The 22980-nt window shown below is 34.1% G+C and carries 24 protein-coding genes; 18 read left to right on the forward strand and 6 right to left on the reverse strand.

Annotation, left to right across the window (positions count from 1 at the left end):
• Nucleotides 1-46 precede the first annotated feature (46 nt).
• The 10 genes from ACMA47_RS09495 to ACMA47_RS09540 all read left to right on the forward strand — a co-directional run bounded on the left by ACMA47_RS09495 (nucleotide 47) and on the right by ACMA47_RS09540 (nucleotide 9917).
• Entirely contained in the window at nucleotides 47-1147 is a 1101-nt protein-coding gene (locus ACMA47_RS09495; protein ID WP_413929597.1) for a DegT/DnrJ/EryC1/StrS family aminotransferase, read from the forward strand.
• Entirely contained in the window at nucleotides 1148-2053 is a 906-nt protein-coding gene (locus ACMA47_RS09500) for a glycosyltransferase family 2 protein (RefSeq protein WP_413929598.1), read from the forward strand. It abuts the gene before it with no gap.
• A gap of 53 nt (nucleotides 2054-2106) precedes the next feature.
• Entirely contained in the window at nucleotides 2107-2775 is a 669-nt protein-coding gene (locus ACMA47_RS09505) for an NAD-dependent epimerase/dehydratase family protein (protein ID WP_413929599.1), read from the forward strand.
• 201 nt (nucleotides 2776-2976) lie between these two features.
• Nucleotides 2977-3885, forward strand: coding sequence for a glycosyltransferase family 2 protein (locus ACMA47_RS09510; RefSeq protein WP_413929600.1), 909 nt, complete (start codon nucleotides 2977-2979; stop codon nucleotides 3883-3885).
• A 126-nt stretch (nucleotides 3886-4011) separates the two neighbouring features.
• Entirely contained in the window at nucleotides 4012-5043 is a 1032-nt protein-coding gene (locus tag ACMA47_RS09515; protein WP_413929601.1) for a hypothetical protein, read from the forward strand.
• Entirely contained in the window at nucleotides 5027-5953 is a 927-nt protein-coding gene (locus ACMA47_RS09520; protein ID WP_413929602.1) for a GDP-L-fucose synthase family protein, read from the forward strand. The genes ACMA47_RS09515 and ACMA47_RS09520 overlap by 17 nt, the downstream gene beginning before the upstream one ends.
• Nucleotides 5953-7026 carry a GDP-mannose 4,6-dehydratase gene (gmd, locus tag ACMA47_RS09525; protein WP_413929839.1) on the forward strand — a complete coding sequence of 358 codons (1074 nt, stop codon included), beginning with the start codon at nucleotides 5953-5955 and terminating at the stop codon, nucleotides 7024-7026. Before ACMA47_RS09520 ends, gmd begins: the two co-directional genes overlap by 1 nt.
• Nucleotides 7027-7110: 84 nt before the next feature.
• Nucleotides 7111-7935, forward strand: coding sequence for a glycosyltransferase family 2 protein (locus ACMA47_RS09530; protein WP_413929603.1), 825 nt, complete (start codon nucleotides 7111-7113; stop codon nucleotides 7933-7935).
• A gap of 34 nt (nucleotides 7936-7969) precedes the next feature.
• Nucleotides 7970-8968, forward strand: coding sequence for an acyltransferase family protein (locus tag ACMA47_RS09535; RefSeq protein ID WP_413929604.1), 999 nt, complete (start codon nucleotides 7970-7972; stop codon nucleotides 8966-8968).
• Nucleotides 8969-8978: 10 nt separating this feature from the next.
• Nucleotides 8979-9917, forward strand: coding sequence for a glycosyltransferase family 2 protein (locus ACMA47_RS09540; RefSeq protein WP_413929605.1), 939 nt, complete (start codon nucleotides 8979-8981; stop codon nucleotides 9915-9917).
• Nucleotides 9918-9956: 39 nt separating this feature from the next.
• Here ACMA47_RS09540 and ACMA47_RS09545 read toward each other — a convergent pair whose 3' ends face one another.
• The gene (locus ACMA47_RS09545; RefSeq protein WP_413929606.1) at nucleotides 9957-10991 is read right to left on the reverse strand and encodes an acyltransferase family protein; all 1035 of its coding nucleotides are present in this window, start codon (nucleotides 10989-10991) and stop codon (nucleotides 9957-9959) included.
• Nucleotides 10992-11139: 148 nt separating this feature from the next.
• Between ACMA47_RS09545 and ACMA47_RS09550 the strand changes: the two genes are divergently transcribed.
• The 3 genes from ACMA47_RS09550 to ACMA47_RS09560 are packed head-to-tail and all read left to right on the forward strand — an operon-like array spanning nucleotide 11140 to nucleotide 13693.
• Nucleotides 11140-11703, forward strand: a complete 564-nt coding sequence (locus ACMA47_RS09550; RefSeq protein WP_413929607.1) for an acyltransferase — start codon at nucleotides 11140-11142, stop codon at nucleotides 11701-11703.
• Nucleotides 11700-12539 (forward strand): glycosyltransferase family 2 protein, encoded by an 840-nt coding sequence (locus ACMA47_RS09555; RefSeq protein ID WP_413929608.1) that lies wholly within the window; start codon nucleotides 11700-11702, stop codon nucleotides 12537-12539. The genes ACMA47_RS09550 and ACMA47_RS09555 overlap by 4 nt, the downstream gene beginning before the upstream one ends.
• The gene (locus tag ACMA47_RS09560; RefSeq protein ID WP_413929609.1) at nucleotides 12539-13693 is read left to right on the forward strand and encodes a glycosyltransferase; all 1155 of its coding nucleotides are present in this window, start codon (nucleotides 12539-12541) and stop codon (nucleotides 13691-13693) included. Before ACMA47_RS09555 ends, ACMA47_RS09560 begins: the two co-directional genes overlap by 1 nt.
• 1 nt (nucleotide 13694) lies before the next feature.
• Here the strand turns inward: ACMA47_RS09560 and ACMA47_RS09565 are convergent, their stop codons facing one another.
• The 3 genes from ACMA47_RS09565 to ACMA47_RS09575 are packed head-to-tail and all read right to left on the reverse strand — an operon-like array spanning nucleotide 13695 to nucleotide 15686.
• Nucleotides 13695-14453 (reverse strand): SDR family NAD(P)-dependent oxidoreductase, encoded by a 759-nt coding sequence (locus ACMA47_RS09565; RefSeq protein WP_413929610.1) that lies wholly within the window; start codon nucleotides 14451-14453, stop codon nucleotides 13695-13697.
• Nucleotides 14453-14686, reverse strand: coding sequence for a phosphopantetheine-binding protein (locus tag ACMA47_RS09570; protein ID WP_034691472.1), 234 nt, complete (start codon nucleotides 14684-14686; stop codon nucleotides 14453-14455). Before ACMA47_RS09570 ends, ACMA47_RS09565 begins: the two co-directional genes overlap by 1 nt.
• A 28-nt stretch (nucleotides 14687-14714) precedes the next feature.
• Entirely contained in the window at nucleotides 14715-15686 is a 972-nt protein-coding gene (locus ACMA47_RS09575) for a 3-oxoacyl-ACP synthase III family protein (RefSeq protein WP_413929611.1), read from the reverse strand.
• A 146-nt stretch (nucleotides 15687-15832) separates the two neighbouring features.
• On the opposite strand from ACMA47_RS09575, the gene ACMA47_RS09580 reads away from it, so the two are divergent.
• The 4 genes from ACMA47_RS09580 to ACMA47_RS09595 all read left to right on the forward strand — a co-directional run bounded on the left by ACMA47_RS09580 (nucleotide 15833) and on the right by ACMA47_RS09595 (nucleotide 20062).
• Nucleotides 15833-16309: an acyltransferase gene (locus tag ACMA47_RS09580; protein WP_227941083.1), complete on the forward strand. Its 477-nt coding sequence runs from the start codon at nucleotides 15833-15835 to the stop codon at nucleotides 16307-16309.
• Nucleotides 16310-16346: 37 nt separating this feature from the next.
• Nucleotides 16347-17495, forward strand: coding sequence for a glycosyltransferase (locus ACMA47_RS09585; protein WP_413929612.1), 1149 nt, complete (start codon nucleotides 16347-16349; stop codon nucleotides 17493-17495).
• An 11-nt stretch (nucleotides 17496-17506) separates the two neighbouring features.
• Nucleotides 17507-18061 (forward strand): serine O-acetyltransferase, encoded by a 555-nt coding sequence (locus tag ACMA47_RS09590; protein WP_413929613.1) that lies wholly within the window; start codon nucleotides 17507-17509, stop codon nucleotides 18059-18061.
• 507 nt (nucleotides 18062-18568) lie between these two features.
• Nucleotides 18569-20062, forward strand: a complete 1494-nt coding sequence (locus ACMA47_RS09595) for a sulfatase-like hydrolase/transferase (RefSeq protein ID WP_413929614.1) — start codon at nucleotides 18569-18571, stop codon at nucleotides 20060-20062.
• A gap of 11 nt (nucleotides 20063-20073) precedes the next feature.
• Here the strand turns inward: ACMA47_RS09595 and ACMA47_RS09600 are convergent, their stop codons facing one another.
• Together ACMA47_RS09600 and ACMA47_RS09605 are read right to left on the reverse strand one after the other, a co-directional pair.
• A complete protein-coding gene (locus tag ACMA47_RS09600; protein WP_413929615.1) occupies nucleotides 20074-20679 on the reverse strand; it encodes a DUF2306 domain-containing protein in 606 nt (201 codons plus the stop codon).
• A 120-nt stretch (nucleotides 20680-20799) separates the two neighbouring features.
• Nucleotides 20800-21933, reverse strand: coding sequence for a helix-turn-helix domain-containing protein (locus ACMA47_RS09605; protein WP_413929616.1), 1134 nt, complete (start codon nucleotides 21931-21933; stop codon nucleotides 20800-20802).
• A 377-nt stretch (nucleotides 21934-22310) separates the two neighbouring features.
• On the opposite strand from ACMA47_RS09605, the gene ACMA47_RS09610 reads away from it, so the two are divergent.
• Nucleotides 22311-22979 (forward strand): carbonic anhydrase, encoded by a 669-nt coding sequence (locus tag ACMA47_RS09610; protein ID WP_079240141.1) that lies wholly within the window; start codon nucleotides 22311-22313, stop codon nucleotides 22977-22979.
• Nucleotide 22980: the final 1 nt, after the last annotated feature.

Below are 22980 nucleotides of genomic sequence, written 5' to 3' on the forward strand. Positions count from 1 at the left end.
CAATACGGGATTAAATTTTCCCATAAACTTTAAAGAAAAAACAATAATGATAAAATTCCTTGATTTACAAAAAATAAACCTCAAATATCAGCAGGAAATAGAAGAAACTTTATTACAGACTTTCCGTTCAGGATGGTATCTTCTTGGAGAAAAGACCAAAGCTTTCGAAAAAAATCTGGCCTCTTATATCAATTCAGAATATGCCCTTGGTGTAGCCAATGGACTCGATGCACTGCGTCTCATTTTCCGCGCGTATATAGAATTGGGAGTTATGAAACCCGGTGATGAAGTCATCGTTCCCGCTAATACTTATATAGCGTCTGTACTGGCCCTATCCGATAATGGTTTGATTCCTGTTTTTGTGGAACCCGATCCTAATACTTACAATATTGACATCTCAAAAATTGAAGATAAAATAACCCCTAAAACAAAAGGTATACTGATTGTACACCTTCAGGGAAGGGTCGTTTTTTCTGATGAATTGAAAAAGATAGCCGAGAAATATCACCTTAAAATTGTAGAAGATAATGCTCAGGCCATCGGAGCAGAATGGAACGGAATAAAAACCGGAAACCTGGGTGATGCCTCAGGGTTTAGTTTTTATCCAGGCAAAAATCTGGGTGCACTGGGTGATGCCGGCGCTGTGACAACGAATGATCAAAAATTATTTGAAACAATTCGTGCATTAGGAAATTATGGTTCCAATCAGAAATATGTTAATATATACAAAGGTCTGAACTCCAGAATAGATGAACTCCAGGCTGCTGTTTTAGATATTAAATTAAAATATATCAGCCACGAAAACGAAACCCGCAGAGAAGTTGCCAAGAAATTTATAGCAGGAATAACCAATCCAAAGATTACACTTCCTGAAAATCCGGCAGATGAAAAAGAACATGTATGGCATGTGTTTGTGATTAGAACAGAAAACAGAGATGCTCTTCAGGCTTATTTAACAGAAAAAGGGATACAGACTATCATTCACTACCCTATTCCACCTCATAAACAACAGGCTTACAAAGAATACAATGATCTTTCTTTTCCTGTGACTGAAAAAATGCATGAGGAAGTCCTTAGCCTACCTATTTCATCAATCTTGGAAGAAAAAGAAATTGAAACAATTATTAAAACTATAAATGAGTTCTAAATGGAACAACCATTAGTAACCGTCATCGTGGTATCCTACAACCATTCCCGATATATTAGGGAAAATCTGGACAGCATCAAAAACCAGACTTATACCAATATTCAATTGATTGTTGGTGATGATGCTTCCCCTGATAATTCCGCTGATGTCATTGAACAATGGCTAAAAGAAACTCAATATCCTGCAGAAAGAAATTTTCATACAAATAATACAGGACTGGCTACCATGCTTAACGAATGTATTGATCTGGCAAAAGGGAAATACATTAAACTGATTGCTGCAGATGATTTTATGCATCCTGAAGCCATTGAAAAGTCAGTTTCCTTGCTTGAAAGTTTAGGAGATGAATATGGTATGGCATTCAGCAATACTCATACGGTTGATGATAATGGATCTATTATTGGAGATATTTCGAATTATGACAGTGTGAAGGGAATGGATCCTCACACTTTTAAAAGAGAACTTCTGAAAGAGAACAGAATACCTGCTCTAACTGTTTTGTTAAAAACTGACGTCATTAAAGAAACAGGTAAGTATGATACAAAATTAATTGTGGAAGATTATTTCAGATGGCTAAAAATCAGCGAAAAATATCTCATCGCCTATATTCCGGAAAAACTTGCCTATTATCGAAGACATCCAGAAAATCTATCTAAAATAAAAGCAGAGAGAATTGAGATGGAAGTCCTTCTTCTTCAAATGATGTTTGATAAAGACGGGATCCTTAAAGATAAAATTAACAGTCGTACGCACAGATATTATCTATTTGGAAAGCTTTTTGATGAATACAGCCATGCTTATAGTGCTTACCCCTATCGTACCAAGAGATTAGATATAGCGATTAGAAATAAGCTACCAACTTTACTTTATAAAATTATCAACAAGATCGCAGAATTAAAAATGTAATCTGAAAGTTAAAATATCATCCTGCCCGGAATAAGGCATAAAACAGTCAACATATGATTATTGGTAATGGAATTCTGGCAAATGCCTTAAGGTTTTATGATAAAGAAGATGTTATTTTTTTTGCATCAGGAGTTTCCAATTCACTGGAAAAAAATCCTGCTGAATTTGAAAGAGAAATATCCCTGCTGAAATCGGTTATTAGCCAGTATCCGGATAAAAAGCTGATTTATTTTTCTACGTGCAGTATCTACGATCCAAGCAAAACTGAAAGTCCTTATGTGATGCATAAACTTGCTATTGAAAAACAAATTACTGAACAGTGTTCCAGCTTTGTTATTTTCAGAGTTGGTAATGCAGTAGGCCGTGGAGGAAATCCCAATACACTAATCAACTTTCTTAAAAACTCAATTTTATCTGAAAATAAACTCACCATTCACAGTAATGCAAGAAGAATACTTATCGGTACGGATGATATTGCCTTATTTGTTTCGAAACATATAGAAACCCTCAACAATAAAATCGTCAATCTGGCTTATCCTTATCAGTATTCATTGCATGAAATTTTATCACAGCTGGAGAATCATCTTGCCAAAAATGCGGACTCTGAAAGTATAAATGAAGGTTCTTTTTACAATATAGAATTTGACAGTTTGACAGAAGATTTCTTCAGAGGCCTTCCCCCTGATGAATACCTGAAGAAGCTTTATTCATCATATTTATAATATGTTATTCAACAAGAAGATCTACTCAATGGTATATCCAAAAATATCCCATTCTAAATTCCCGGAAAAAATAATTTTGTACCTTCGAACAGAAAATTTCAGGTAATATTATTAAAGTGTGGCAGAAAGAATTTAAAAAGCTGTAATCTTAATGATCCACTGAAAAGTAAAACACAATAAATTTATTGAATAAAAATGAAAATGAATCCCAAAATATCTGTAATCGTCCCCTGTTATAATCAAGCACGCTTTTTGGATGAATCTCTGCAATCTGTTCTTGATCAAACGTATGAAAACTGGGAATGCATTATCGTTAATGACGGATCTCCTGATAATACGGCTGAAGTAGCAGACAAATGGGTCAAAAAAGATAACCGTTTTAGATATCTTTACAAAGAAAACGGAGGGTTATCTTCTGCAAGAAATGCCGCTCTGGAAATCAAAACCGGAGATTATATTCAGTTTTTAGATTCAGATGATATCTTAGTTCAAACTAAGTTTTCAGATTCTTTAAATTTGATACAAGAAAAAGAAGCAATAGTAGTGTCAAATTTTTGTTTGTTTGACGATTCAGATAAACAAAAACTATTACCTCCTTTTTGCAAGTTATCTCAGGATTTGCTGAATTTTGAATCTATCCTATATCAATGGGATTTTACATTCACAATTCCTATCCATTGTGGTTTTTTTCCAAAATCTCTTTTTGAAACTATTCGTTTTAATGAAAATCTAAAAGCAAAAGAAGACTGGCTTTTCTGGATTCAAATTGCACAAAAAAACATCAATTTCATTTTTTTAGACGCTCCTTTGGCCTTGTATAGAAAACATGCAAGGAGTATGTCCAGAGATAGAAAACATATGATTGTATATCAGATGCTTTTCTATAATGAAGCTGAAAAGGTAATTTCAAATTCTGATTTCAAGAAATTACTTTTAAGGCACTTAAACACTAACTATAACAAAGTGAACGAATTAACAATTGAAATAAGAAATCTAAAAGAATCAAGAACTTTTAAACTGTTTTTGTCTCTTAAAAAAATAATTGAAGATCTGGGGTTATTACATTTGTCTAAAAAAATATTCCGCTTAATAAGGAAGCCTAAGAAATAAATTTCAATCCAGAAATTTTACAAAGTAATACTAGATTAAAAACAGAAAAAAATATCAATATCCAGAAAGTAAATTATTTTTTACAATATATTAAGACATTTCAACAACTTTTACTTCCAAAATCCTATGAATATAGCTTTCACAATCTGCTCCAATAACTATTTAGCACAGGCTAAAGTTCTAAAAAATTCTGTTAATAAATATGGTGAAAACTTCAAATTTGTAATAGGATTATGCGATGAAAAATCTAGTGAAATAGATTATGATTCTTTCCAATGTGAAATTGTAGAAATGAAAGATATTGGAATAAAGAATTTTGATGAATTATGGATGAAATATGACATTATAGAATTTAACACCTCTGTAAAAGCATCATTTTTCAAGTACTTATTGGCACAAAATCTAACTACAGAATTTATATATTACTTCGATCCGGATATTGAGATATTTGATCAATTATCTATATTAAATGCAGAATTTGATAATAATACAGATATTTTGCTCACCCCCCATATCCTGAGTTCTATTCCTTTAGATGGCTACAAACCAGTAGAAAATACTTTTCTTAATTTTGGCATATATAATCTGGGGTTTATTGGATTAAGGGCCAATTCTGAAGATGTCAAAAAACTTCTCGATTGGTGGGAAGAAAGATTATTATCTCTTTGCTATAATCAGCCGGAAAAAGGTCTGTTTGTAGATCAAATCTGGATGAACTTTACGCCTGTTTTTTTCAAAAATGTAAAAATTCTTAATAAAATGGGATACAATGCCGCTCCATGGAATTTGCATGAAAGAATAGGATTAGTAGCAACAGAAGACAATAAATACATTATGCCGGACAAATCCCCTTTAGTATTTTATCATTTTTCAAATTTTAAATATAAGAATCCCGAAACTTTAGCAAAATACTATAACAGATACTCTCTGGAAAGTTCAAGTTCCTTGAAAAAACTATATCAAAATTATTATCAGAAAACCATTGATAACGACATTGAAAGAATCTCGAAAATAGATTGTAAATATATAATTTTGAAAAATGCTATCCCTCAAAAAAGCAAACCGTTCTCTCAAATTTTGAAATCAAACTTCAATAATTTATTAAAAATAATTTATTATAAAATCCGTTACAACTACAATTATGAACCAAAACTCTAAAATATATATTGCAGGACATCGAGGTATGGTTGGAAGTGCCATTTTAAGAAACTTAATTTCAAATGGGTTTAACAATATTGTTACTAAAACCTCCGATGAATTAGACCTTATAGATCAAAAAAAAGTACAAGCATTTTTTGAATCTGAAAAACCGGAATATGTCTTTCTTGCTGCAGCCAAAGTAGGAGGTATTCTTGCCAACAATACATATCGTGCAGATTTTCTTTACGAAAATCTTATGATTGAGGCTAATATAATCCATCAAAGTTATTTACAGGAAGTAAAAAAATTACTTTTTTTAGGCTCTAGTTGTATATATCCCAAACTTGCTCCTCAACCTCTAAAAGAAGAATACTTATTAAGTGGATTTTTAGAAGAAACCAATGAACCTTATGCCATAGCAAAAATTGCAGGAATAAAAATGTGTGATGCATACAGAAATCAATATGATTGTAATTTCATTTCGGCAATGCCAACCAATCTTTATGGCCCTAATGATAACTACGACTTACATAATTCCCATGTTTTACCCGCTATGCTCAGAAAATTTTTTGAAGCCCAGCAAAACAATGTAAAAGAAGTGATCTTATGGGGAGACGGCAGCCCTTTTAGAGAATTTTTACATGTAGATGATCTTGCAAAGGCATGCGTATTTTTAATGAATAATTATAATGATAGCGGTCATGTAAATATAGGTTCATCCAGGGAAATCTCTATATTAGAACTGGCCATGCAGATTAAAGATATTACCCAATATGAAGGAAATATAGTTTGGGATACGGAAAAGCCCAATGGCACACCTAGAAAATTAATGGACTCCTCTAAAATTAATTCTATGGGCTGGTCTCCTAATATACCTTTAGAAGAAGGAATAAAACAAGTTTATCAAGAAAAATTTTTAAACAAATGATGAAAAAAGCACTTATTACAGGAATTACGGGACAAGATGGTTCTTATCTTGCCGAACTGCTTTTAGAAAAAGGCTATGAAGTTCATGGTGTAAAGCGAAGAGCCTCCTCTTTTAATACTCAAAGAATTGATCATTTATACCTAGATCAACATGAACATAATGTAAATTTCAAATTACACTATGGAGACCTTACAGATTCTACCAATATCATCAGAATTATACAAGAGGTACAACCAGACGAGATCTACAATCTGGGGGCAATGAGCCATGTGAAAGTAAGTTTTGACATGCCCGAATATGTTGCCAATGTAGATGGTCTAGGTACACTGCGTCTATTAGAAGCAATCAGGATTTTAGGACTAACCCATAAGACGAAAATTTACCAAGCCTCTACCTCAGAATTATATGGCGGACTTCCATCCAATAAAAATGAAAAAGGTTTTTATGATGAAAACTCTCCTTTCTACCCTCGTTCTCCCTATGGTGCTGCAAAAATTTATGGTTTTTGGATAACAAAAAATTATAGGGAAGCATATGGAATGTTTGCCTGCAATGGTATTTTATTCAATCATGAATCTCCTAGAAGAGGTGAAACTTTTGTTACCCGGAAAATAACCATGGCAGTAGCTAATATAGCAAAGAACAAACAAGATTGTTTATATCTGGGAAATCTAGATGCTAAAAGAGATTGGGGACATGCCAAAGATTATGTAGAAGGAATGTGGAGAATGCTGCAGCAGGATAAGCCAGACGATTTTGTTTTAGCGACAGGTGAAACTACTATGGTAAGAGATTTTCTGATTATGGCTTTTGAAGAGGCAGGAATAGAACTTGTTTTTGAAGGTACTCAGGAAAATGAAATTGCCAGAGTGCTACGCTGTAATAATCCAGATTATCAATTACCAGTAGGTAAAACTGTTGTAAAAATAGATCCTAATTATTACCGTCCAACAGAAGTTGATCTCCTAATTGGTGATCCCACAAAAGCAAAAAATATTCTCAGTTGGAAGCCACAATACACCGTAAAAGCTCTTTGTAAAGAAATGGTAGAAAATGATTTGAAAATAATATAATCTTTTTAAAATCATTTTCTATTATACAACATCATTTTTTTGCAATAAACTGGCAGATATTTACCAAAAAATCACTCAAAAAATATGCTTAACAAATCCCTTACAATCATAACGATAAACTTTAATGACCGAAATGGTTTACAAAAAACCTTCAATAGTGTATTTGGGCAAACCAATAAAGATTTTGAATATATCGTAATTGATGGTGGAAGTTCAGATGGAAGTAAAGAACTCATAGAAAAAAATAACTCCAAAATAAACTATTGGGTAAGTGAACCAGATAAGGGAATTTATCATGCGATGAACAAAGGAATTGAAAAATCTACCGGAGAATATCTTCTTTTCCTAAATAGCGGAGACGAGCTGATAAATGAATTAGTGGTAGAAAAAGTAACTCCACTACTACATACAGATGATATTATTTCTGGAGATTTAGTTATAGATGAAGATAATAAAGATGTTCTTAGACCAACTAAAAAAAACATCTCATTCTTAGATTTTATTGCAGAAACTATTTGGCATCCTAGTACTTTCATTAAAAAAAGTGCTTTTGAAAAAGTAGGTCTCTATGATGAAAATCTGAAAATTTGTTCGGATTGGAAATGGTTTTTGATTTCTATTTTTAAGTATAATTGTACTTATAGACCTATAGAACACACCATATCCCGATTTTATAAAGATGGTATAAGCTCTGATCCAAAATCACAATCTTTAAGAAAAGAAGAAAGAAGAAAAATACTGGTAGAAAATTTTCATTTTTCTGAATTCCAGACAGAAGAATTAATCGATAAAATTAATTTATATTTTACTGCACAAAATTCTTTAGACAAAATAAATAAATTGAAAAAATCAAGATTATTAAAATTTTTATATCGAATAGGGGTATTTAAAAACTATAAATATCTTTAAAAAATTTAAAGGATAGGATTATTTTTCTTCTGCTATGAAACTTAACAACCTCCAGATATTAAGAGGAATTTCAGCATTGTTGGTATGTTGCTTTCACTTTCGTGAAACGATCAACTTACCTGAGCTGAATCTTGGCGATACTCTTTTTAAAAAAGGAAGCATCGGTGTTCCCGTATTCTTTATTATCAGTGGATTTATCATGACTTTCACCACTCAAAAAATAAATTTCAGCAAGGATACTTTTCAGCAGATCACTTTATTTTACAAAAGAAGAGTAATCAGAATTGTTCCGTTGTATTATCTTTTGACATTTGCGGCCATGATACCAGGAGGCAGTTTCTTTCTATATTTTCATGGAGCAGGTCTTTATGAATTAATCCATTCTTTATTATTTCTTCCGACCAAGAAAGAATTTCCGGTGCTTTTCTTAGGCTGGTCTTTAAATTTTGAAATGTTCTTTTATCTCATATTTGGACTCGCGTTATTTTTTAAAGAAAAGAGGTACTATTTCATTGTAGGATTTTTCATTCTCACTTCAATTTTAGGCTATATTATCCATTTTGACAGCCCTTATCTGAAAATGGTAACCCACTCTTTGAATCTTTATTTTGTTGTAGGAATTCTCTTTGCTCTCTTACTGAACCAATATACAGTTCCAAAGAAATGGGCAGTGATAGTTTCTGTAATAGGAATAACATCGTTTATACTTGTTTTGCTTAGTGTCATTCCAATAGATAATGACTGGATAAAACTGGCAATCATCTCCACGTTTGTCTTTTCTTTCCTCACTTTTGATTATATATTCCATTGTAAAGGAAACAAATTCTTAATATTTCTGGGAGACATTTCCTATTCATTATACCTGTCACATCCTTTTGTAGAAATTATTTTAAAAAGATTTAAAGTGGAAGGCTATTTAAACATCCCTTTTTTTCTTCTTAAAATTGTTTTAGTTATTATTGTAGCCTCAGTTCTATACTATTTAGTAGAGAAAAGAGTTACCCATTATTTGAAAATTAAATTAAAAGCATAATCCGAAAAAAATGAAAATTTCAGTCATTATTCCCGTTTACAATGCCGAAAAATATGTTACTCAGGCTGTAGAATCTGCTCTCCAGTTTGAAGATGTATATGAAGTGGTATTGGTAGAAGACAAATCACCTGACAATGCCTTGCAGGTATGCCGGGAACTCGCTGAAAAAAATGACAGGGTAAAACTCTTTCAACATCCGGACAAAGGAAATCATGGAGCAGGTGCCAGCAGAAATTTAGGAATAGAAAAGGCTGAAGGAGATTTTATTGCTTTCCTTGATGCAGATGACTACTATCTTCCTAACCGCTTTGATGCAGAAAAAAGGCTTTTCATCAATCATGAAGTAGATGGTGTTTATGGCGCTATAGGGGTTCATTATTATTCTGAAAAGGCAAAAGAACAATATTATAAAGTATTTGGCGACCGTCTCACTACAGTGTATAAAGAACATCCTCCTAAAGACGTATTTCCGGGACAGCTGAATATGAGAGGAACTTTCGGACTTTTCAGTATTGATGCTTTAACGATCCGGAAGAGTTCTCTACAGAATATGGAGTATTTTTTCAAAACCCATTTAAAACTTCACCAGGATACAGAATTCTTATTCAGGCTCTCCTACTATCTGAATCTGTACCCGGGAATTCTTGACAAAGCGGTAGCCGTGAGAGGTGTTCATGAAAATAACAGAATTACCAAAGTGGATTCCGGAGAAGTAAAACCGGCTTCTACGCGAGTGGTATTGTGGAAGGAAGTTAACCACTGGGCAGAAAATGAAAATACCATTCCTGAGGATATTAAGCTTCACATCAAACGGGTATACAGAAGTTTCCAGATTGCCAATGCTCCCCTCCTGAAAAAATGGGGAATGATCACAAAGTATCTGTTGACAGATTATAAAAGCATACGCTCAGGGTTGTACAATATCAACTTCAGAAATGAGTTATTCTAACAATAAACTAGATATTTAGTTCAAAACAACATCTATATATCAACGCTTTAAAAAATGGATCTTTCTTAAAAGATTTCGCATCGGCTTTTCTATAAACTGGTAAAAAGCTGCGGAACTCAACAGCATAACGACAATATAAATTAAAAATACAATATCTATGCTGAAGGTACACTCCTGCCATTTCAGAAACTCCCTTACAAGGTAAAGCACAGGAATATGGGTGATGTATATACCATAGCTTATTTCTCCCAGATACTCCATTGGCTTCATTGAAAAGAACCGGGAAATCTTCCCGTTATTAGCAGAGATCAAAAGGATAGCAGGGACAAACAGCAATGCCATTAACCCATTGTGGTAGAAAAGCGGGACAAATATCAGAGACAGAAGGATCAGTAAGAACACGATGATAACCTGACGGTCATAATTTTTCTGCCTGTAATTTTTCACAAAAAATATCCCTGCAAGATTTCCGATAAGGAATTCATTAAGATGCCAGAAAGGGAAATAGTAAAGAAACTCATGGCTTTTCGTATGAGGTCCTTCATAAGCTCCATACACCGGATAAAGGTTAGAAAACACCTGCGTAATCAGCCAGAGAACAATGGCAAACACCCTGATCATTTTGTTTTTCCTGGCATAAAAATAATTATACAAAAACGGAAAAAGCAGGTAGAAGAAGAACTCTACAGAAATTGACCATCCCGGAAAATTCAGGATCATCGCTTCTCCCGGTATCCAGCTCTGAATACCCAACCCGTATAAAACCAGTTTATACCCATCGAACATCTCATATCTTGTCATAAAATAGAGCAAAAGTCCCAGCATATAAAGTGGATAAATCCTGGCAAACCTGTTTTTGTAAAATTCCAGGTAATCAATTTTATCTTTCTTGTGATAAGCAATGATCATGATAAATCCTGAAAGGATAAAAAAATAGCTTACGCCTACGTTAGCCCTCAAAAAGAGATTGGAAATATAATCTATCTTATATAAAAACAGATCTTTATTGAAATGAGAAATTACAATTGCCATTGCGGCAACAAACCGGGTAAATGTAATCTGACTTATTTTCACAGAACACCAAATGATTTACTTTATCAAAACTCAGCAACCTCAACCTGAAAAGTTGTTTTATTGGGTATAAAGTATTAATTTTTAAGGCACAAAAATAAGATTTATTATTATAATTATTTAAAACAAATTATATTTGTAAACTACAAATGTGAAAATAAATCCAGGTATGCTTGATGAAATTTTAGCAAAAATTCAACGGAAAAGCCAGATTTCTCGTCTCAAAAAACACCCTAATGTTTCTTTTAAAGGGATAAAGCTTGGGACCAGTAATCATTTTGTTCTGCACGAAAACTTAAAAAATGTTACGCTCGGGAACTCCATGAGTTTCAGAAATTATGTGCATATTCTTGTGCAGCAGAATGCCACTTTAGAAATCGGAGATCATTTTTTCATGAATAATTTCTGCTCTATCAATTGTCTCGACAGGATTTCAATAGGAAACAATACATTATTCGGAGAAGGGGTAAAATTGTATGATCACAACCATGCTTACCAGACTCAGCCGGAATTTAAGCTGTTCTCCTCCGAGTTCACTACAGCTCCCATCAAAATAGGAAGTAACTGCTGGCTTGGAAGTAATGTGACCGTCTTAAAAGGAGTTACTATTGGAGACAACTGTATCATTGGAGCAGGATGTGTCATTCATAAAGATATTCCGTCTAATACTACTGTTATCAATCATCAGGATTTAATATTCAAGGAACGTTCATGAAATTTTCTATCCTTATTGCCCATTACAACAACGCCATTTTTTTTAAAGATTGCTTTGAAAGTATTCTTCAACAGACCTATACAAACTGGGAAGCTGTAATTTTAGACGATGGTTCTTCTGAAAGCGAGAAGAAAATGATACAGGAAATGATTTCAAAGGACAAAAGATTTAAGTTTTTTGAAAATGAAAAAAATTCCGGTGTAGGAGTTACAAAAAGCAAACTGATTGAACTGGCCGAAGGAGAAATCTGTGGTTTTCTGGATCCGGATGATGCTATTTCCCCTACTGCTATTCAAAAATGTATGGAGATTTTTCACGCTAAAAAAAACACAGTCCTTACCTATTCAAGGTTTATGACATGTGATCAGACCCTGAAGCCCATAGCTCCTTTCAGATCAGCTATGCAGGTGCCGAACAGAGATCCTTATTTTTTTAATTTCCCTATTCAGATTGCTCATTTTGTAACCTTCAGAAAAGCTGTTTATGAACAGACCGAAAAAATGAACCCTAATCTGAAAATAGGGGAAGATCAGGATTTATATCTTAAAATGTATGAAAAAGGGAACGTTCAGTTTATTAATGAAACGAACTATCTTTACAGAACACATCAGGGCGGAATTTCACAGAATGACAATAAAAAGAAATCCCACGAATATTTTGCTCAGGTGATTTTCAATACCATAAAGCGCAGAGGACTTACGACCATCAATGGAGAAAAAGTTCCTGAACAGTATACGGATGCAGATGAAATATTCGGACTGCTGCAGTATCAGCATCAGCTGCCTTTCCGTATCAAGAAAAAAATAAAAATTATGTTACAATCAATCTTCGGATAATGTTAGAAAAAAAAATAAAAATTTTGTTCAGGCACCGTTCCATGGAAATGGGAGGCGTGGAAAAAGTATTACTGGGGCTTCTCAATAACCTTGATCCTGACAAATTTGAAATGACGGTATGCCTTACGCTTAACCAGGGGAAACTGCGTGATGAATTTCCGAAGCATATCAGAAAAATATACCTTACTGACGGAAAAGAAGATTTTTCCAACAATTCTATTTTACAGAAACTTCAGCTCGTTAAAAGAAGAATAAAGCTGAGAAAACTGAAAAATACTCCGGCCATTGCAGACCGTCTTATCAATGATACTTTTGATATTGAAATCGGGATGGATTACAGAGACTATGATGCCATTTTGAATTCAACCAATAAGAATTCAAAAAAAATCGGATGGTTTCACTCTGAAATTAATGTTCCGAAGTTTCAGCCTTTAGTGCCGAACATTTTAAAGAGCTTTCCGCAATTTGACCATATGGTGTACTGTTCCCACAAGATCAAAGATATGATGCACCAGCATTACCCTAATCTTAGTTATCCGGCTGAGAGCGTTATCATCAATCCTATTCCTATCGAAGAAATTAAACGTAAGGCAGAAGGAAAGCTTGAAAATTTCCCTGAAGGACCTGTTTTCGCATCTATAGGAAGACTTCATTCAAGAAAAGGATATCATAAGCTTATTGATGCTCATACAAAGCTTATCAACGAAGGATTTCATCATAGCATCATTGTTATTGGCGAGGGTGATGAAATGAACAACCTTAAGGCACAGGTAGCTAAAAATAATGTTGAAAAAACATTTATTCTGGTTGGAAACCAAATGAATCCTTATCCTTATATCAAAAAAGCGGATTACTTTGTTCTTCCTTCGGAGTCTGAAGCATGGCCATTGGTCATTGCTGAAGCGTTAATTCTTCAGAAACCTATTATTGCAACAGAAGTAGGAGATGTAGGATTAATGATCAAAGACCGTAAGACAGGATACCTCATCAATTATGAAGTGGATGAAATGTATTCAGCCATGAAAACATTCCTTACCGATCCCGACCTTGTTCTCCACATCAGAGAGAACCTTAAAACAATTGAAAGTCAGTTTGACAATAAGAAAATATTTGACAGCGTAGAAAATATTATAGAAACGCTGCACAAAAAGTAAGTTACTGTGCAGAATATCCTCCGTCAATCACAAGGTTGCTACCCGTAACCCATCTTGAGGCATCAGACAGTAAAAAAATACAGGCATTCGCTACGTCTTTAGGTTCACCTATTCCCAGCGGATGCTTTTTTATGATTTCTGATGAGGCTTCTTCTCCGATATTTTCAAACATTTTCTCTAAAATCGGAGTATTGACCATTGCCGGACTTATACTATTAACCCGAATATTACTTCTTGAAAGCTCCATAGCCAAAGAACGGGCTCCGGAAATTACAGCACCTTTACTGGCAGAATAAGCAGCCTTCCCGGCCTCTCCTATCATCCCTGCAACAGAAGAAATAAACACAAAACTGGAGTTTTCGTCTTTGTATTTTTTTAAAGATAAAATTTTTGCAATTTCAAGTCCTGCAATGACATTGACAGCAAATATGTCCTGATAGAGCTGAGGATTGTGCTTCTTTAATGGTAACGTTTTTTCGATACCGGCACAGTGAATAAACCCTGATATTTTACCTAAAATTGAAACTTTATCTGCAATAACTGCTTCAAGGTTTTCAGATTGGGTAATATCTTCAGTGATGGTTTCAACTTTTGTTTCAGGATTGAGCATAGAAACGGTTTTCATCAGTTCTTCCTGGTTTCTTCCTACAAGAATCAGATCAGCACCGCTTTTGCTGCATTCTACAGAACAGCTTCTCCCGATCCCGGAAGAAGCGCCTGTAATGAGAATAATTTTATTTTTTAATGAGAAAGCATCCATTAATCTTCAAAATTTTCTTGTCCTATAACATTCATCAGATCTGAAACGGTTTCAATATCTTTAAAATGCTTGGTATCAATTTTTTTGCTGAAATTTTCGTCTACAAACGCAATAACAGAAAGTAAGCTGATAGAATCGTAGCTTTCTAAAGATTTCAGGTTCGTTTCAGTAGTCAATGTTTCATCTTCTTCCAATTCCTCCTGTAGTTTTTCTAAAAAAACGGATGTTTTCATATTTTATAATTTTAAATGTTTGTTTTCTTTAAATTTCCATTATGGTAGCTCCCCATGAATATCCAACTCCAAATCCTGCCATTAAAACCTTATCTCCTTCTTTCAACATTCCTTTATCCATCATATTTTTAAGAGCAATAGGAATCGTTGCAGAAACCGTATTCCCGGTTTTTTCCATGTCAATATAAAACTTTTCTGCCGGTATTTTTGTTTTCTTTCTTAAATAATTCAGCATAAAAGAATTGGCCTGGTGAAAAACAAAATGATCGATATCATCCATGGTCATCCCGTTAACTTCCAATGTTTCTTTTACCAGTCCCGGAATATTTTCAATCGTAAAATTAAAAATTTCAGGGCCATTCATATAAATATTTTCAGGGCTGAATTCGTGTTCAGGATTCAGTTCAAAGTCTTTTTTGAAAGCTCCTTTTTTCACAATAAGATTTTCGGCACCGCTTCCGTCTGTTCCCAGGCAGAACTGATAATCATTCCCTTCTGCTTTTTCAATAATAGCAGAGGCAGAGGCATCTCCAAATATGCTTCGGTTTCCTTTATCCTCGGGATGAATATGTTTGGTGTACGTTTCTGAAGTAACCAAAAGAATACTCTTTGCAATTCCACCAGCAATTAATCCTTTTGCAAAAGCTAACCCATATACGAATCCTGAACAGCCAAGATTAAAATCCATAGCTCCGATATTTTTTCTAAGCCCCAATCTGTCCTGCAAAATACAGGCCGTTGTAGGGAGAAAATACTCCGGACTCTGGGTACAGAACAAAATAAAATCTACCTTGTTTCTGTCATAGTTTTCGAAAATTTTTTCTGAAGATTGTACAGCCATATCCAGTACGGTTTCGCTGTCAGAAGAAATATGGCGTTGGGAAATACCTACTTTCTCCTGGATACGTTCGGAACTCCATTCAGGGAATTGCTTTTCAAGGTCCTCGTTAGTGAGCACCTGCTGAGGCAGATAATATTCTATTTTTGAAATTTTCATCATATTAATAAATTCTCTTTCTTTGCAAAAGTAACGAAAACAAATTTACACTTGTGATGATTTTTATATTCAGAATCCTATTAAAAATAGACTCCCTCTATCATACTTTTTTGAACAGGGGCAGTCTTGAAGTGGCTAAATATAGAGGGATGAAAGTAGGAAAAAACTTTAATATGCCTGATAAAGTGTATTTCGGAACGGAACCTTACCTTATCGAAATTGGTGATAATGTAAACATTGCCGGAGATGTACGGTTTGTCAACCACGGGGGAACAACTACTCTGCTTAGAAAACTTCCGGGATATGAAGATGCAAGAATCCTGGGGAGAATAAAAATTGGAAATAACTGTACCATTGGTCTCAATGCTGTTATTATGCAGGATGTACAAATTGGGAATAATTGTATTCTGGGTGCCAACTCTGTATTGTCACAGTCTATGCCGGACAATACAGTTTTTATCGGAAACCCGGCACAATTTCTGTGTACTATTGAAGACTATGGAGATATTGTTCTTAAAAATAATCCGGAATATCCCCGGGAATTGGAGAAAGACAGAAAAAAACTGGATGCCTATATCAAAGAAAATCTTCCTCACAAGTATAAAAAAGCAAGAAAAATTAAATAAATTTAATCTTGTAAAATCATAAAAAGAAAAAAACAAATTGAAAAAGAAAAAACTCCTCATTCGTATAGGTTCATTACGTCATGGTGGTGCAGAGAAAGTATTAATCAACTTTTTGAAAAATCTGCCTGCTGACAAATATGAAGTTGACCTTCTGGTAAATCTCTATTCAGGATTATACATTAAAGAAGTTCCGTCATGGGTGACCCTGTACTATTTGACAAAAGGAGAAATGATAACAACCAACAGGCCGCAGGATATTCCTGTGAAAGCTTACAGGGTTCTTTATCAGAAAATGTTTCTTTGGTTCCCTTCCCTACTTTACAAATTTATTTTAAAGAATAAAAAATATGATGTAGAGATTGCTGCCATCCATGCGATGCATCAGGAAATTCTTTCCAGCCCTCAAAAAGATTCAAAAAAGATTATTTGGGTACAGAATGATATTTTCAATTTAAAAGAATATACTCCGGAAGTCATCAGGCAGTTTTTCAGGTTCGATAGAATTCTGGTAATTTCTAATAAACTCCAGGAAGGAATGCATAATTTAGCTAAAAATGAAGCTGAAAAAGCATCTGTGATTAAGATTTTCAATCCAATTGACAAAAATGATACGTTAAAAAAGGCGGATATTGAAGTTAATGACTATCCTTTCAACAGTGATCTTCCCACTTTTGTAACAGTAGGAACCGTATATCCTCAGAAAGGATACGACAGATTGCTTAATGTTCATAAGAAACTTATTGATGAAGGGTTGAAACATCAGCTTTTGATTATTGGTGACGGGTATGATTTCAATAATATTCAGGATCAGCTCAATACACTTGGTCTTCAGGATACGGCAAAAATGCTTGGTTTCAGCAGTAATCCCTACCCTTATATGAAAAAGGCGGATTTCTACATTATGTCTTCACGACATGAAGGATTTCCTACCATCATTGCCGAAGCGCTTATTCTGAATAAACCTATTTCTGCAACGGATATTTCCGGCATCAGGGATCTTCTGCAGGATGGAAAGCTCGGGAATATCACTCCAAATTCCGAGGAAGGGATTTATGAAGGAATGAAAAAGTTTCTTACAGATAAAAATATCACTGAAGAATACAAAAAACAGATTTCAGAAACTGAACTTCCTTTTGTTTTAGAAAAATCTGTGGAGCATCTTCAGAAAATAATTGACGAAGTATAAAAATATTGACGATGGCTGATTATTCAATCATTCAAAAAGACTTTTACCGGGAAAGTGGAAAATGGCTTTCCACTTTTCAGATCTGGAAAAAATGTATTAACCCCAATCTTCATTTTGTGTACATTCTGAGAATGACTCAGAAGTATCAGAGGAAGCCGGTTTTAAATACTTTCTGGAGAATTATATTAAGACATTACCAGATCAAATACGGGTTTCAGATTTATCCTGAGACTCAGATTGGTGAAGGTTTTTATTTAGGTCATTTTGGAAGCCTTGTGATCAATCCGAAAACAGTGATCGGGAAAAATTGCAACATCGCCCACGGCGTTACGATAGGACAGCAAAACCGTGGAAAAAATGAAGGATATCCGGTTATTGGCGATGAAGTATGGATTGGTACTAATGCCGTTATTGTAGGAGGAATCACCATTGGGAACAATGTTTTGATTGTTCCGAATTCTTATGTCAACTTTGATGTTCCCGCTGATTCTGTTGTTATAGGAAATCCTGCTAAAATTATCCCTACCGCCAATGCTACCAAGGATTATATTAACCGTAAAGTGTAGGAAACCCAATAGTTATAGTGAAAATTCTACTTGCATTTATCGGTAATTTCGTGTACATTTGAAAAAAATGTATTGTTTGATTATAAAATATCATCACCATCATCCAATTTTATATAAAATATCCCATTTTATTTCTGGATGATTCCAATCCTTCAATACAACTTGTTCTGAAAAAAATCGCTTAATATTAAAAACACAACCCAGGCTTATTATTAATCTTTAAAAATAATTTTTGATGGAAAAAAATACTATCCAAACACTCCCATTCCTACCTATACAATCAACTTTATAAAGCGGAAAAACAAGATACCGCTATCAACCACAACAATTTATCTTCAAAAGTTCTCTTTTTGAGTGAATGCAATATCCGAAATCCTTAAGAATTATTATCTGATACTAATTCTTTTCATGCACTCCATGATTCTGATATTCAACAAACTCTTCTGAAAATTCCAACATGAAGATGATATAAAAATTTATTTTAACAGTACAGAAGCATATACAACCATGTTCAAAAAAATAGTTCCGATTCTACTCATTATAATCTACCTTATAGGTTTTTTAATTTCATTCCCTTACATCTTTGATAATCTGTTCGGGGCTGAAAAAATAGACAGTATCCGGAATATTTTTGAGTACGGAATTATGTTTTGTTCCTTTCTTGTGTTCAATGCCCTGCTTTTTAAAAATAAATATACCGCTGTCATTGCTGTGATTCTCTGTTTATTATTAAGCATCAACTTTCTGATATCAGCATCCTGTTACCTGATCTATCATTCCGGGTTTAATGTAGGAATGGCTATCAGTATTCTTGAATCTAATCCGGATGAAGCAATGAGCATGTCTTATATGTTTATTCTTCCGGGAATTTTGTTTTTCGTTTTTCTGGGAATGGTCCTGTACTCGGTGAATTATCTTAAAAAAAATGTAGTTAAGGTGGATGCTAAATTTATCATGATTGCATTACTGTGGCTTATTTTACCCTTCGGATACCACCTTAAGCACAAGTATGTAAGCAATAAAGGAGGAGGTAGGATGATCAAGAATGTATACTATCATTTATCTGATTTTAATACAGCGCTGAATATACAGAGAGACATTAACGAAATAAAAAAGAATATTCCGGTTTTCAATATCAAAAAAATACAGCCAGGAATAGAAAACGTAATTCTCATCATTGGAGAATCTGAGAGAAAGCAAAACATGTCATTATACGGCTATAACAAGAAAACAACTCCTTATGCGGATGAACAGGCAGGAAATATGATGATTTTTGATCATGCCATTTCTCCTGCCGGCATCACCAACCTGAGTGTCCCGCTGATGCTGTCCAGTATCCATCCGGATGAATTCAGATATCGTTATGATAAACTATCCTATAATATCATCAATATGGCGAATCAAAGCGGATATAATTCTTTCTGGCTGAGTACACAGGCAAGCGCAAGAGGAATTACAGCTATCGCTTCCATGTCTAAAAATAAAAAGTGGGTAAACGGCTATGATGAAGTAATTGTTCCTGAACTCCAAAAGGTTATTCAGAAGAAGGAAAATAAATTTGTAGTTCTTCATATTATGGGAAGCCACCCTAATCCATGTAACAGGCTTCCTCCTAACTGGAACTCCGGTGATCTGAATTGCTATGACAGCTCTATCAAATACACAGACTACGTTTTCAAAAATATTTTCAGTACGCTGAAAAATACCAATTCCGTAGTCATCTATGCTTCAGATCATGGGCTTAAAATACAAGGTGACAAATTATTGCATGTAGACTCTAAAGAATCTACTCAGGTACCGTTTTTTGTTTGGTTTGGAGATAAAGTACCTGCCAACTATAGAATTACAGGACATGAAACCAAGCAGACTCAAACCACTTATATCTACCCTCTGATCATGAAATATATGGGTCTTGAAACGCCCCTACATTATAAGAATGAAGGAAATAAATACCTGAACCTGGAGATGAAAAGTATGGAGTATAGCACACTGCCAGAGTAAAGCCTATTCTCTTATATTGCAACTGTTTTTTTATTGATAAAATAAGCAACTAACAAATTTGGAATCCAGCACAGCCATGCTACGACAAGATAAGACAGCATGGGATCTCCTGTAATATTTTTTAGTAAGGGAAGCCACAACCTCAATGTTACCGCAGCAAAGGTACAGGCGTAACTATAAGTCATCAGCTGCTGATGTCTGATCATATTTCCTTTCCTTATTTCTGCTAAGGCAGCAAGAGTTGTTAGTAACCAGATCAATCCTAAACAGATAAACCCCATCGCTGAAACCAGCCCACCATTGGCATAAAATCCCATATAAATAGCTGAAACAGAACTAAGCACCACAGCAATTACATACAACATCCCGATATTCCGATGGATTCTCATGTATCGAGTCCGAAATGAACGACCAAACTGACGCCAGCCTATAAAAAGAGCCAGCCCTCCAAAAATAATATGAGTAAAAAATGCTGTTTTCCAGATCATACCGTGGAGTAATTCGGGAGATTTCGAACCCAGAAAAGTATATTTAGATTCAACGAAGGCATAAATAAGAGGATAAGCTCCGATCAGTAATGCCAGCACTCCCATCATTACAAATAATATTTTTTTCATAATACCTGATTATTTTTCTGTAAAAATGAGGATTATAAAAGGTTCAATTGTTCCAAAATGAAAGGTGGAACATGTTTATAAATCATTATGAATAAACACTTTGCTCAATTCACCAGCAAATCATTCCATATTAATCTCTATACTTTGGCTTTTTAGAAATTCTCTGGGTGAGCAGTTCATATATTTTTTAAAATTCCGGTTAAATGATGTTTTAGAATTAAAGCCACTCTCAAAAGCTAATGAAAGAATAGTATACTTTCCGTTTTCAGGAAGTACTGCAATTCTTTTAAACTCTTCAATCCTCTGACGATTGATATAATCATAAAAATTTTTATTCTCAATGGAATTAATTGCCTGAGAAAGGATATTAGGATGAACCTCCAGTAAGGTAGCGGTATGATTCAGATTCAGTTCGGGATCTTTATAAAGTTTTTCTTTCTCCATCTTCTCCACAAGCTTTTCGTAAACAGCCATAATAACATCTTCTCCGGGAGAATTCTTCTGATATTTTACCGTTTCTTCGTTTGTTTCTTTTTCATTTACTATACCTTCTGCTACAGGCAAGTTCAGAATTCCAACACGAGTGATGCCAAAATACGCAGCAGCTACGATAAACAGAACAACTATGAAAAAAATAAGAATATCATTTCTAATGATCACTGCAACCCATATCAAAGCTAATCCAGCAATAAGATAATAGAGCCAGCTGAGATTTATTTTCTCTGTATTTGAATATTGGTCAGAAATCTCTTGCGTATATTTTCTGACAGCAAAAAAACTTAATGCAATATATAATACTCCTGATAATATCATCATGTATTTGATAACATTGCTTATTAATTGATATTGTCTGCCTCCGCTTTGATAAATAGCAAGTCTTTCCCACGGTGACAACATCAATAGTTTAAATAGCATGAAAAAGACAATCAGAACAGGAACAAAATGTAGCAGCCAGGTCTTTTTTCCCGGTGCTTTTCCTGTAACACAGAGAACATAAATATATAACATTGGCCCATGGATAAAGGGAAAAATAACTTCATAGCCCAGAAAATAAGGAAACTTTATATAGCCTCCGGAAAAAAATAGAATAAATAAGACAAGATGTATTCCTATCACCAGAAACCAGGCTGCCAGAACATAATCAGCTGTTATCTTTTTACGTTTTCCAACAATCAGAAATGAAGAGAAACAGGCGATAAAAACTCCTGCCAGATAGAATACCGATGGTAAAGATTGCAGACCAAAATCAGGCATCAGATAGAGGGATTAATAAGAGCTTTAAATTATTCATTTTTTGGCATACACAAAGTCTTTTTATCAACTATTTCAAAAGAAACAATTCAGGCTACCTAAATAATTAAGAATATTTTAATTCACAAATCACAAATTTTAATTTATACTTCGTAATTTTATCCTAGTTTTTTAAACGTTTGGATTTCCTTATAGATCCCAATAGCTGTAAGACAAAGCATATCGGAATATTAGATATGATTTTAAGCATATTTTAATATTAAACTTTGTTAAAAGTGATTAATTCTTTAACAAAAAGTATATTTTTGCACAATTATTGATTTGGTCTATTGATTTTGGAAATAATTTAAACGAAATAAATAATTATATATTTTAAAATTATGTCACAATCGTACGAGGTTATTTTCGAAAACAATAAAAAATGGGTAGAGTCCAAAGTAGCTGAAGATCCAAATTTCTTCCATGAACTTGCTAAAACTCAGCATCCGGATTATCTGTATATAGGATGTTCAGATAGCAGAGCTACCGCTGAAGAGTTGATGGGAGCCAAACCTGGAGAGGTGTTTGTTTACAGAAACATTGCCAATGTTGTTAATACTTTAGATATGAGTTCCACAGCAGTTATTCAATACGCTGTAGAACATCTGAAAGTAAAACACATTATTGTTTGTGGACATTACAACTGTGGTGGTGTAAAAGCAGCAATGACTCCTCAGGATCTGGGATTATTGAATCCATGGTTGAGAACCATCCGTGATGTGTACAGATTACATCAGGCAGAACTGGATTCTATTCAGGACGAAAACAAGCGTTATGACAGACTTGTAGAACTTAATGTTCAGGAGCAATGCATCAACGTAATTAAAATGGCCTGTGTACAGGAAAGATACATTTTAGAAGAGTATCCTATTGTTCACGGCTGGGTATTTGACCTTAGAACAGGTAAAATCATTGATCTGGAGATTGATTTTGAGAAAATCTTAAAAGACATCCAAAAGATCTATAATCTTACAGGTTCGGATTGGGTTATGAGCAGAAAGACGAAATAGT

The organism is Chryseobacterium sp. T20, from assembly GCF_047345655.1.
Taxonomy (GTDB): Bacteria; Bacteroidota; Bacteroidia; order Flavobacteriales; family Weeksellaceae; genus Chryseobacterium.

Excerpts from the sequence above, each read along its gene's own strand:
- ACMA47_RS09495 (WP_413929597.1), top strand. The coding sequence starts at position 47 with ATGATAAAATTCCTTGATTTACAAAAAATAAACCTCAAATATCAGCAG.
- ACMA47_RS09500 (WP_413929598.1), top strand. The coding sequence starts at position 1,148 with ATGGAACAACCATTAGTAACCGTCATCGTGGTATCCTACAACCATTCC.
- ACMA47_RS09505 (WP_413929599.1), top strand. The coding sequence starts at position 2,107 with ATGATTATTGGTAATGGAATTCTGGCAAATGCCTTAAGGTTTTATGAT.
- ACMA47_RS09510 (WP_413929600.1), top strand. The coding sequence starts at position 2,977 with ATGAATCCCAAAATATCTGTAATCGTCCCCTGTTATAATCAAGCACGC.
- ACMA47_RS09515 (WP_413929601.1), top strand. The coding sequence starts at position 4,012 with ATGAATATAGCTTTCACAATCTGCTCCAATAACTATTTAGCACAGGCT.
- ACMA47_RS09520 (WP_413929602.1), top strand. The coding sequence starts at position 5,027 with ATGAACCAAAACTCTAAAATATATATTGCAGGACATCGAGGTATGGTT.
- gmd (WP_413929839.1), top strand. The coding sequence starts at position 5,953 with ATGAAAAAAGCACTTATTACAGGAATTACGGGACAAGATGGTTCTTAT.
- ACMA47_RS09530 (WP_413929603.1), top strand. The coding sequence starts at position 7,111 with ATGCTTAACAAATCCCTTACAATCATAACGATAAACTTTAATGACCGA.
- ACMA47_RS09535 (WP_413929604.1), top strand. The coding sequence starts at position 7,970 with ATGAAACTTAACAACCTCCAGATATTAAGAGGAATTTCAGCATTGTTG.
- ACMA47_RS09540 (WP_413929605.1), top strand. The coding sequence starts at position 8,979 with ATGAAAATTTCAGTCATTATTCCCGTTTACAATGCCGAAAAATATGTT.
- ACMA47_RS09555 (WP_413929608.1), top strand. The coding sequence starts at position 11,700 with ATGAAATTTTCTATCCTTATTGCCCATTACAACAACGCCATTTTTTTT.
- ACMA47_RS09560 (WP_413929609.1), top strand. The coding sequence starts at position 12,539 with ATGTTAGAAAAAAAAATAAAAATTTTGTTCAGGCACCGTTCCATGGAA.
- ACMA47_RS09565 (WP_413929610.1), bottom strand. The coding sequence starts at position 14,453 with ATGGATGCTTTCTCATTAAAAAATAAAATTATTCTCATTACAGGCGCT.
- ACMA47_RS09570 (WP_034691472.1), bottom strand. The coding sequence starts at position 14,686 with ATGAAAACATCCGTTTTTTTAGAAAAACTACAGGAGGAATTGGAAGAA.
- ACMA47_RS09575 (WP_413929611.1), bottom strand. The coding sequence starts at position 15,686 with ATGATGAAAATTTCAAAAATAGAATATTATCTGCCTCAGCAGGTGCTC.
- ACMA47_RS09580 (WP_227941083.1), top strand. The coding sequence starts at position 15,833 with ATGAAAGTAGGAAAAAACTTTAATATGCCTGATAAAGTGTATTTCGGA.
- ACMA47_RS09590 (WP_413929613.1), top strand. The coding sequence starts at position 17,507 with ATGGCTGATTATTCAATCATTCAAAAAGACTTTTACCGGGAAAGTGGA.
- ACMA47_RS09595 (WP_413929614.1), top strand. The coding sequence starts at position 18,569 with ATGTTCAAAAAAATAGTTCCGATTCTACTCATTATAATCTACCTTATA.
- ACMA47_RS09600 (WP_413929615.1), bottom strand. The coding sequence starts at position 20,679 with ATGAAAAAAATATTATTTGTAATGATGGGAGTGCTGGCATTACTGATC.
- ACMA47_RS09605 (WP_413929616.1), bottom strand. The coding sequence starts at position 21,933 with ATGCCTGATTTTGGTCTGCAATCTTTACCATCGGTATTCTATCTGGCA.
- ACMA47_RS09610 (WP_079240141.1), top strand. The coding sequence starts at position 22,311 with ATGTCACAATCGTACGAGGTTATTTTCGAAAACAATAAAAAATGGGTA.